Annotated in this window: 9 protein-coding genes and 2 pseudogenes; 5 read left to right on the top strand and 6 right to left on the bottom strand. The window is 71.1% G+C overall.

Features of this window, described 5'->3' with window-relative positions:
- Nucleotides 1-193: pseudogene (locus tag V8688_RS29730) on the top strand (DUF3071 domain-containing protein); the annotation flags it as partial.
- A 159-nt stretch (nucleotides 194-352) separates the two neighbouring features.
- Nucleotides 353-1093 carry a hypothetical protein gene (locus V8688_RS29725; protein WP_342802178.1) on the top strand — a complete coding sequence of 247 codons (741 nt, stop codon included), beginning with the start codon at nucleotides 353-355 and terminating at the stop codon, nucleotides 1091-1093.
- A gap of 6 nt (nucleotides 1094-1099) precedes the next feature.
- On the opposite strand, the gene V8688_RS29720 is transcribed toward V8688_RS29725, so the two are convergent.
- Nucleotides 1100-1399, bottom strand: coding sequence for a DUF2537 domain-containing protein (locus V8688_RS29720; protein ID WP_316573473.1), 300 nt, complete (start codon nucleotides 1397-1399; stop codon nucleotides 1100-1102).
- Entirely contained in the window at nucleotides 1396-2199 is an 804-nt protein-coding gene (locus tag V8688_RS29715) for an RNA methyltransferase (RefSeq protein WP_218716899.1), read from the bottom strand. The genes V8688_RS29720 and V8688_RS29715 overlap by 4 nt, the downstream gene beginning before the upstream one ends.
- A gap of 25 nt (nucleotides 2200-2224) precedes the next feature.
- Between V8688_RS29715 and V8688_RS29710 the strand changes: the two genes are divergently transcribed.
- Nucleotides 2225-2617 (top strand): YccF domain-containing protein, encoded by a 393-nt coding sequence (locus V8688_RS29710; RefSeq protein WP_218716898.1) that lies wholly within the window; start codon nucleotides 2225-2227, stop codon nucleotides 2615-2617.
- Here the strand turns inward: V8688_RS29710 and V8688_RS29705 are convergent, their stop codons facing one another.
- Nucleotides 2618-3055: a MarR family transcriptional regulator gene (locus V8688_RS29705; RefSeq protein ID WP_218716897.1), complete on the bottom strand. Its 438-nt coding sequence runs from the start codon at nucleotides 3053-3055 to the stop codon at nucleotides 2618-2620.
- Nucleotides 3056-3117: 62 nt separating this feature from the next.
- Here V8688_RS29705 and V8688_RS29700 point away from each other — a divergent pair, with 62 nt between their 5' ends.
- Nucleotides 3118-3378 (top strand): DUF2530 domain-containing protein, encoded by a 261-nt coding sequence (locus tag V8688_RS29700; protein ID WP_218716896.1) that lies wholly within the window; start codon nucleotides 3118-3120, stop codon nucleotides 3376-3378.
- Here V8688_RS29700 and V8688_RS29695 read toward each other — a convergent pair.
- Entirely contained in the window at nucleotides 3375-5423 is a 2049-nt protein-coding gene (locus tag V8688_RS29695) for a neutral/alkaline ceramidase (RefSeq protein WP_342802177.1), read from the bottom strand. The two genes, V8688_RS29700 and V8688_RS29695, sit on opposite strands and share 4 nt — an antisense overlap.
- A 119-nt stretch (nucleotides 5424-5542) precedes the next feature.
- On the opposite strand from V8688_RS29695, the gene V8688_RS29690 reads away from it, so the two are divergent.
- Nucleotides 5543-6169: a TetR family transcriptional regulator gene (locus V8688_RS29690; RefSeq protein ID WP_218716894.1), complete on the top strand. Its 627-nt coding sequence runs from the start codon at nucleotides 5543-5545 to the stop codon at nucleotides 6167-6169.
- Here the strand turns inward: V8688_RS29690 and V8688_RS29685 are convergent.
- Together V8688_RS29685 and V8688_RS29680 are read right to left on the bottom strand one after the other, a co-directional pair.
- Nucleotides 6166-9195, bottom strand: coding sequence for an ATP-binding protein (locus V8688_RS29685; protein WP_342802176.1), 3030 nt, complete (start codon nucleotides 9193-9195; stop codon nucleotides 6166-6168). The two genes, V8688_RS29690 and V8688_RS29685, sit on opposite strands and share 4 nt — an antisense overlap.
- Nucleotides 9196-9239: 44 nt before the next feature.
- Nucleotides 9240-9898: pseudogene (locus V8688_RS29680) on the bottom strand (hypothetical protein); the annotation flags it as partial.

The following is a 9898-nucleotide window of genomic DNA, read 5'->3' as shown; positions in this document are numbered from 1 at the left end:
CGCGCCGGCACCCGCTGCGCCGGTCCCGGCGACGCCGCCGAGTCAGCCGGTCGCGCAGCAGGAGAAGGAGCAGCCCGCGCCGGAGCCGGCACCGGAGAAGCCCGCCGCCAAGCCCGCACGGGCCAAGCGCGGCAAGGCGCCGATGCCGTCCTGGGAAGACGTACTCCTGGGCGTGCGCAGCTCCGGGCACTGAGTCGTCCCGCCTCGCCGGGATGTCGGCCGGACCTAGGTGCGGCGTCGGGGTGGGTTGGCCATCGGCGGTCGTCGGTGGGGTCGCGGTAGCCCGTTCCCGGTGAGTTACCCATGTTCTTGCTGGAGCTGGTGATTCGGTCTAGGTGGGAGGTGGTTGTCGGTGCTGTCCGCTTCCACGCTCTGGTATGTCGACACCCCGGATCCGGCGGCCGTGCTGTGTGGGCGGCCCGAGCCCGATCCGGCGGCCGCTGCCGCCTTGGCCGGGCAGTTGTACGCCGAGCACGATGTTCGGGCGATCATGATCGGGACGCTCAACGGATGCGCCGCGCCGGATCGGAACGAGGTGTACATCGGGTGCTATCCGGGGCTGACAGTCGTGTGCACGGCCGAGGCGGCGCTGGTGCGGCCGACGAAGCTGCCGGATCTGCTGGTGCGGCCGCTGGCCTCGGAGCACACCTATCTGGTCTCGTTCGACGCCACGCTGCGCTGGGGCGCGTTCGCGCACTGGGAGCGCGGCGAGTTCCGGCGCTCGTTCAGTTCCACCCGGGTCGACATCCTGGAGAACGAGGGCTTGCCGATGGTGTGGGAGCGGCCGTTCTGGGCCGGTGACCATCCGGTGCCGTGGCAGCCCGGCGACCGTCCCGAACCGCAGTCACTGCCGTTCGACCCGCCTGCCTTCGCCGATGCCGCCAACGACGAATGGCTCGGGTTCCGCTATCGCACGCAGGCCGCGCCCGGCGGCCTGGTCCCCGGCGACCTGGCGGTCTGCGGCTTCACGCTGTACCCGAAGGGGCAGGCACCGCAGCCACCATCGCTGGTGCAGGCGGACAGTCCCGGCGCGGCCACCCGGCGCAAGCGGGGCCTGTTCGGCTGGCTGCACCGGACCGACCGGGTGCTGTGAGACCGCTCAGCTGAGCTGGTCGACGAGCAGCGTCAGCCAGCCGAGCACCACCCCGATCGCCGCCCCGGCCAGCACCCACCGCACGACCGGGGTGAACCGCCAGCGCCACGCCGTCGGCGCCACCCCGACCGCGGCCACCACGTTCACCGCCACGGCGAGCAGCCAGTGGACCGTCGCCAGCGCGGCGCCGAACGCGTACACCGCCACGGCGCCGAGCGCCGCGACCAGCACCACCACCGTGACGCCCGCGGCCCACGGCACCGAATCCGGTTGCGCGCGGTACGGACCGTCCGGTTCCTGCTTCACGATGTTCGCACCCGCTCGTAGAAGGCCATCGCCGCCGCGGTCGCCACATTGAGCGAATCGGTCCCGGGCGACATCGGAATTCTCGCGCGAATATCGGTGGCGCGCATGGCTTCTTCGGTCAAGCCCGGTCCCTCCGCGCCGAGCAGCAGCGCGACCCGCTCCCCCGTCATCGCCGTCGCCAGGTTCACCGCCGCCGGATTCGGCGTCAGCGCGATGATCTGGAAGCCGCGCTCACGCAACAGCTCCAACCCGCCCGGCCACTGCGGCAGCTGCGCGAACGGCACCCGCAGCACGTGGCCCATCGAGACGCGGACCGCGCGCCGGTAGAGCGGATCGGCGCAGCGGTCACCGAAGAGCACCGCGTCCGCGCCGAGCCCGGCCGCGTTGCGGAACATCGACCCCAGGTTCTCGTGATCGTTGACGCCCTCGAGCACCGCCACCGTGCGGGCGCCGTCGAGCACCTGCTCGACCGACAGCTCGGCGGGCCGCGGTGCCACCGCGAGCACGCCCCGGTTGAGATGGAAGCCGACCACCTCGGCCATCACCTCGGCATCGGCCCGGTAGTACGGGATGTTCCGATCGGCCAGGTCCTCGGCCAGCGCCTCGTAGCGCTTCCCGACGCCGAGCAGCGCGCTCGGGGTGAACCGGGAGTCGAGCATCCGCTGCACGACCACGACGCCCTCCGCGATCACCAGGCCCTTGCGCCCCGGCAGGTCGGGCCTGCGGTCGGCGGAGGACAGGTCACGGAAGTCGTCGACGCGAGGGTCGGCGGGGTCGTCGATGTCGATCACTTCGGCCACGGGACAATCCTGGCATGATGGATACATGAAGCTCGTACAGTTGATCTTGAACATCCTGTGGGTGGTGCTGTGCGGTTTCTGGATGGCCCTCGGCTACCTGCTCGCGGCGCTGATCTGCTTCATCCTGATCATCACCATCCCGTTCGGCATCGCGTCGCTGCGGATCGCCGGCTACGTGCTGTGGCCGTTCGGCCGCAGCGTGGTCGACAAACCGAGCGCGGGCGCCGGCTCACTGATCGGCAACATCATCTGGTTCGTCTTCGCGGGCTGGTGGCTGGCGATCGGTCACATCGCGACCAGCATCGCGCTGGCGGTGACCATCATCGGCCTGCCCTTCGCCTGGGCGAATCTCAAGCTGGTGCCGCTGTCGCTGTTCCCGCTCGGGCACGAGGTCGTCGACTCCGACCAGACGCGCTGATCACTCCGATTCGGCGACGATCTGGTTCATGATCTCGACCGCCCGGTCCAGGATCTCGATCTGCTCCGGTTGCAGGCGCGAGAGCTGATCGGTCATCCAGGCCTCACGGGCACTGGTCTCGTCGGCCACCAGCGCGCGCCCGGCCGGGGACAGCGAGACGATGATCTGCCTGCCGTCGGTCGGATGCGGACGACGCTGCACCAGATCCAGGTCCGACAGCGAGGCGATGACGCGCGTCATCGACGGCGGCTGCACCCGCTCCTTGCCCGCGAGCGCCCCGGGTGTCATGGCACCATCACGCGCCAGCGTCGCCAGAGCCGACAGCTGGGTGAGCGAGATCTGCGCGTCGGCACGGCGGCCGCGCAGATGTCGCGTGAGCCGTACGACGGCCAGTGAGAGGTCACCGGCCAGGGCACGGACGTCCGATGGCGTTGTCACAGTGCAGAACTCTACGGTACGTCCGCGCCACCTGATGTGTTTCACGCGGCTACTGTTTGGGTATGGATAACGGTCACGTCAGCTCCGCGGTCCCCGAACTGCCTCGAAGCCTGGTCGATCCGCGTCCGGTGGTGGTGGTCGGATTCGTCGCCTGGATCGTCGCGACCGCGCTGGTCTGGCTGAATCCGGCCTGGTCGGAGGCCCGGTCGGTGTGCCTGATGGGCTTGGCGGTCGGCGTGCTCGGCGTCTCGATCTACCTGGCCCAGCTCCGCTCGGCCCGCCGTGGCGACAAGGGCGCGCAGGTGGGTCTGTCGACCGACTAGCCGGTCACCTCGAATTCGGCGCTGGTCCCGGTGACCGGACGCAGCGCACCGTCGGCGCCCAGCGCGTCGGCGAAATGCACGAACCGGTGCACGCCGGCGGCCGTCGCGGGCACGTCCCAGGTGAACCTGGCGATCGAGACCGCCTCGCCCTCCTTGCGCCAGTGGAACCGCACGTCCCACTCGCCCTCGTTGGCCACCCGCTCCCAGTCGCCCGCGCCGGTGCGACGCTGCACCTCGAGGAAGGTGTCCCCGCGACGCGGATTGTGCTTCGGGTGCGCCGAGACGAATTCGACCGCCACCCGCTCGCCGCGCGCGCACGTCGCCGGCGGCTGCACGAGGACATCGCCGAAGCCTCGCCCCTGCGGCGTCGTGTCCGGGCCGGGCACGGCGGCGAAATTCGGCTGGAGCGCCGACACATCGCGCGGCGCCGGACCACGCCCGATCGCCCCGCCCGCGACGAACGCGGCGGCCAGCCGGGCGAACTCCTGCTGATACGCGCACAGCGTGTAGCGGCCGAACAGCGTCGAGGCGCCCTCGTACTGCTGCGCGTCGTACTCCTCCGGCGTGGTCACGTACTCGTGGTAGGAGTTCGCGTAGCCCTGCAGCAGCACGTGTTCGGGCTCGACGCCGAGCACCGCCGCCACCGCGCGCCGCACCCGCAACCCGGCGACGATGGTGAATTCCGCGCCTGCGGCGGCCAGATAGAGCCCGCCGATCCGGATCAGCTGGATCGGCACCACGTTCGGCACCCACGGCACCGGCGGCAGCAGCCCCAGCGGCACCGCGATCGCCTTGGGCGCCTGGGCGTCCGCCAGCCAGGCCGGGTGCGGATGGTCGATCCCGCCGAGGAAATCCACCATCGGATTGCGCACACCCTCGGGAATCGGCCCGCCCGGCAGGCCGGGCCCGTCCTCGACGCTGCCCGCGATCAGCGAAACACCGGCGGCGGCAGGCGAAGTGCGCCGCGGCGCGCCGTCCGGGGTGAACCGGCCGTCCACGGCGATGTCGGCCAGGTCGATGTAGCACAGCATCGATCCGACCGGCCCCGACATCGGCACCGCCTGCGCGGCAGCCGCTTTGGACGCGTCGTACTGGCGCTCGCCGAGGATTCTGGTGTTGTCGAACTCGTCGGTGGTCGGCCCGTCGCCGGGCCGCAGATTCAGGTTGGGTGACATGTCACCGGCGTTGGTCTGCGCGAACGCCGCGATGTAGGCCGGTGGGCCGTCGAGATGGCGCACGCCGTGCTCGATGTGCTCGGCGGCGAAGCTGGCGTAGCCCTTGTTGTCCGAGCTGATCAGCCGGTTGGCGTTGGTCATCGAGGTGTTGTGGGTCGCGAACCAGGTCAGCGCGCCGACCTCACGACCCGCCCTGGTGAAGACCAGCGTGGTCACGGCCGGGTCGATGGCGTCGGGGAACACCGCGCGGTCGGCCTCGGGATTGCGCTCGAAGGCGACGCGGGACCGGTTCACGCTGGCGTCGCGCAGAGTGGACCGACCCAGTGCGATGGCGCCGGGCCCGAAATCGGCGTCGGCGGCGACGATCGCCTCGACGATGCCGTTCACCTCGGCCTCGTAGACCTGCTGCTGAAATCCCAGGGTCGCCAGCGTATAGGCGTAGTCGTGCGCGGAACCGCCACAACTGGCATGGGTGTGGGTCGAGGTGAGCACGACATTTCGCTCGGTATAGCGATCGCCGAATCGCTGCGCGAGCGCGAGCAGCACACCGCGATGCACCGAGCCGAACACCGCCCCGTTCTCCACCGCGACGTAGGCGACGCGATTTCCGTCCGCGCCTATCACGAACGCGCGGGCGCGGGGGCGCAGATGAATTCCGGCCGTCGCCTGATCGAGTTGCGAGTAGCCCATCATGCCGCATTCCGCGGCCGGTCCGGTGAGATCGGCGATACCGAGCCCGAATTCGAATCCGCCTGGTTTCGGATTCGCGCGGGCGGCGGGCGTCGCGGCGCCGGTGAGCGCCGAGACGACGGGCACGGCGGCCACACCCAGGGCCGAGGCGGCCAGGACGGTACGGCGGGACACGGACATCAGGCGACTCCTTCGCAACTTCCGATTCGGAGACAACCACATCAACTGGTCAGATGTCCAGGATTTTCTCGCGGACCGGCGAATTGACTGTTTGCCACGCGGGCGCTTAACTCGCACACGTGTCCTCCCGATTGAGCGTCGAAGAACGACGAGCCCACCTGATCGAGGCTGCGATCGGTCTCGCCGAGAAAAAAGGCGTCGCGGGCGTGACCACGCGCGATGTCGCACAAGCCGCGGGCGTCTCACTCGGTGTGGTGCATTACTGTTTCGAAAACAAGGACGCACTGATGACCGAGCTGGTCAAAGCGTTGTCCATGGAATTGCGCGATTCCGTCGATGCCGATGATTCGCTGTGGGCCGATGCCGGAACCGGAAAAGAAGCGCTTCAGAAATTGGTGCGTTCCGGTTTGGAACTGATGTGGCGCAACATCGAAGCCACTCCGGAGCGCCAGCTGCTCACCTACGAGACCACCACCTACGCCCTGCGCGAGGGCGAGTCGACGCCGGCCAAGATCGCGATCGCGCGTGAGCAGTACGCGTTCAACGACACCACCGTCGCCGACGTCATGGACCACTTCCGGGAAGCGACCGAGACCACCTGGACCACCCCCGTCACCGAGCTGAGCCGATTCATCCTCAGCGTCATCGACGGTGTCGTGCTGCGCTGGCTCGTCGACGACGACAGCGAGGCCGTGCAGACCCAGCTCGACCTGCTCGCCGCGATGGTGGCCGCGCACGCGCGCTAGCCCCGCGGCACCTGCACGTGCACCGCGTCCTCGGTGTGCCACCACGGCACCCGTACCGTGCCCGTCAGCGCACCGCGCAGATGCACCTCGAGCGTCTCGTGCAGGACCAGCGCGCCCGAGGTATCCCGCGGTGACCACAGCTGACGCAGCACCACCCCCAGCGCGTCCGCGGCCCAGGTGGTCCGTCTGCCGGTGCCGAGCACCTCGGCGCTGACCTCCTCCGAGACCAGCGGCAGGTCCAGCAGGGTCGCCAGTCCCTCGGCGCTGTCGATATCACCGGCCACCAACCGCTCCGGCGGGACGACCAGACCGAAGCAGGGCTGGTCCAGGACCAGGACGGTGCTCGCGTCGACGACCGCGCCGGACAGCGCGCGCACCTGATCGGGCAGATCCAGTTCGCGCGGATCGAGCGCACCGGTCTCCACGGCGGCGGCCAGCCGGGCGTGGGTGTGCGCGATGACCTCGGGTGCCGGGGTTTTCGACGGGTCGGCGAGGGCATCGAGAAGTTCCTCGGCCAGTTCGGCCGACATCACGTCCGGGCGGACCAGCAGCGGGCGCAGCACGTCCAGGTCGGTGCCCGCGATGCCGTCGACCTCGAAAGCCGGGAGCAGGCCCGCGAATTCGTCGTCGTCGGGGTGCCGCAGGCGGCCAAGCGCGATATCACCGACGTGCGCGTGCCGATGCAGCCACCAGGCGGTGTAACCGTCGCGGTCGGCGAGCAGGGCGCGGGTGCGCGGCTCCGCCAGCAGCTGCCGCAGGGCGGCGGGCCAGCGGTTCTCGTCGACCAGATCCAGATCGCGGACGGCGGCCAGCTCGCGCGGATCCTCGGAAAGACCGTCCCACCAGGCGTGTTCGTCGTCGAGGTCGTGATCGGGGCCGACCGGGTCGGGGTCGCTGACCACCGCGAAGTCCCAGCCGACGCCGATCGCGCGCAGGGCCTCGGCGCCGTACTCGGCGACCGTGTCGTCGGCGACGGTGCCGAACGGCGAGTCGTCGACCAGGACGGCGGCCAGCGGTGCGCCGGGCAGCAGCAGTTCGTCGGCGGGACGCGGTTCGCCGGTGTCGTCGGGCAATTCGAGCAGGCCGAGCCACGGCGGGAGCAGTTCCGGGGTCGCGAAGGGGGCCAACCGCAGGACCGCGTCGACGGTGTCGGGGTCGGCCGGGTCCTGCTCGAGCAGGTCGCGCAGGCCCGGGTCGGTGAGCAGGTCCTCCGCGGTGGCGCTGCGGGCGCCGAGGCGGGCCAGCAGCGCGTGGGTGGCGTCGGGGTGCACCAGGCGGGCCCAGTGCACCGGAACGGCCACGGTGAGCTGATCGTCGAGGACGACGGTGCGCGGGCCGGTGACCAGCCTGCCGTCGGCCAGCGGCACCGCGAGCGCGCCGAATTCCTCGGCGGTCCTGGTATCGACCACGAACGGTTCGAGGGCGGCGTAGAACCGCTGCCACCAGTGCGGTTCGCGATCGAGGCCGCTCGACAGGTCGGCCAGGGAGGCGGGGCCGAGGCGGTGCACATCGAGGACCGACAGCTTCTCCTGCTGAGCGCGGCCGGACAGTTCCGGGATCAGCAGGGGGCCGGTGACATCGGCGAGTAAAGCCGCCAATTCGGGCGTGAGATCAGGGAATACGCTGGCGCGGGTCGGGATACACACCCGGTCCGCGGTCGCGTCGGGGCGGAAGCCCACGGTCGCCGTCGCCGATCCGAACGCGAGGGCGTCGGCGGACGCGGTTCCGGTCGCATCCAGCGCGACCTCGTCCCGCCCGGGCCAGGCCGAAGCGTCGGCCGCAGAGCTCGCGGCGCTCGGATCGGACTCGGCCGATCCGGTGGGCGCGAAACCCGCTGTCTCCGAATCAGACTCGGGCGACCCGACGAACAAGGGGCCGACGGCCGTGACCGATGCGGAGCGGCCGTGGTCAGCGGTGACGGCTTCTGGCAGGTCGGGCTCGGTGGCGAGTTCGACCGGGTCGTCGATGTGGGCGGCGCAGACGGGGAGCCACGGGTTGGTGCGGAGTTCGGCGGTGACGGCTTCGCGCAGGAGGCCGTCGGCCTCGCTGCGGGCGAAACCGGGGGCCGGGACCAGGACGAGGCGGTCGCGGGGCGGGAGGGCGCGGGCGAAATCGGCGTAGCCGGAGGCCAGTTCGGACAGGCGGGCGCCGGGCAGGAGGCGACGGCGATCGGGCTGCATCGCGATGTCGGCCACCAGGATCGCGGGCAGGGACAGCTCCTCGTCGGAGCGGGTGGGGGCGCGCAGGACGTCGGGCGCGGCGGCCACGGGGCGGCCGTCGCGCAGCGGGAGCAGCCAGCGGGCCCTGGGGGTGCGGTACTGCCACCAGCGCCGGGTGGCGCCCTCCGGCTGGGTGATGGCGAGTTCGGTGCGGCCGTCGGCACCGAGATCGGTGACGGTGCTGGTGAATTCGTCGGCGCCGATCCGGATGCGGTGCAGGGCGGGCAGTTCCAGCAGCAGGTCGGTCGCCTCCGCGCGCAGGGCGGCGAGCAGGGCGTCCGCGTCGATGTCGTCGCGCAGGTGTACGACGACCTCGGTATCGGCGCCGGCGACCGGGGTGGTCGGCACGGGCCAGGCCAGGCGCAGCACCGGCGGCTCGATCGTCGGCAGCTCCTCGGGGATCTCGATCCCGATGTCGTGCAGCGCGTTCCGGGTCGCGGTCCGGGAGAACCGGATCGAGCCGGTGGTCGACCGCACTTCGATCTCGTCGCCCACGGAGCGCACCGCCGTGAAGCCGACGCCGAACCGCCCGACCTGCTCGGCCTCGGCCTTGCCCGAGGCGCGCAACGCCGTCAGCGCGTGCACACCGGAAACACTGAGCGGCACGCCGGTATTCGCGACATGCAGGCGCCCGTCGAGCACTCGGACACTCAACTCGCCGGGAACACCCGCCTTCGCCGCCGCGTCGGCCGCGTTCTGGGCCAGCTCGGTGAGCACCCGATCCCGGTAGCCCGCGGCCACCAGATCCGCCTCACTCGCACTGTCCTCCCGCAACCGGGTGGGCGAATCCCGCCACGCGGCGAGCACTCCGGCACGCAGCTCCGCGGTGCCGAAGGGATCCGCCGATCCGTTCAGCGCGCCACCGACGATCCGTGCTCATCGGCGGAGTCGCCCTGCGCCGCGTCGACGACCTCGGCACCAGACACATCCGACGCGGTTTCCGTCGCGGACGGACCCGCCACTGCGGCACCGGCGACGGCAGCCTCCTCGGCAGCGTCGGCCCGCGCACCGTCGGCGGCCGCATCAGTGTCGGCCTGCGAAACAGATTCGGCCACCTCCGATTCAGCGGCCGCTACCGACGCGGTGTCTTCCGCCGCATCCCGAGCAGCCGACTCGGCGGCAGCAGCCTGATCCGCGGCAGCCTGATCCGCGGCAGCCTGATCCGCGACAGCCTGATCCGCGACAGCAGCCTGGTCGGCGGCGGCCGACGCACGCTGATCGCCGGTCGTGGGTTCCACGGCAGCGGTGTCTGCCACAGCCGCGGCGGAGGACTCGGCGGTGACCTCGGGATCAGCGACCGGCGACTCAGCGACGGTGTCGACGTCCTCCGCGCTCGAGGGCGCCTCGGTAGCAGGCTCGACAACCGAAGCCGTCTCGGCATCGGGGGCCGACTCCTGCCGCGCGCCTTCGGCGAGTGCTCGAGGCGCGGTGGCGGCCGCGTCGGCAGCCTGGGCGGGCTCGGCCACAGTCCCGGCGGCCGAAGCGGGCTCGGCCACGGGGGCCGGCTCGG

This window comes from Nocardia sp. No.11, assembly GCF_038752175.1.
Lineage (GTDB): Bacteria > Actinomycetota > Actinomycetes > Mycobacteriales > Mycobacteriaceae > Nocardia > Nocardia canadensis.
The sequence above is the reverse complement of the archived record's forward strand: the minus strand, read 5'-3'. Positions and strand labels throughout refer to the sequence as shown.

Excerpts from the sequence above, each read along its gene's own strand:
- V8688_RS29710 (WP_218716898.1), top strand. The coding sequence starts at position 2,225 with ATGAAGCTCGTACAGTTGATCTTGAACATCCTGTGGGTGGTGCTGTGC.
- V8688_RS29700 (WP_218716896.1), top strand. The coding sequence starts at position 3,118 with ATGGATAACGGTCACGTCAGCTCCGCGGTCCCCGAACTGCCTCGAAGC.
- V8688_RS29695 (WP_342802177.1), bottom strand. The coding sequence starts at position 5,423 with ATGTCCGTGTCCCGCCGTACCGTCCTGGCCGCCTCGGCCCTGGGTGTG.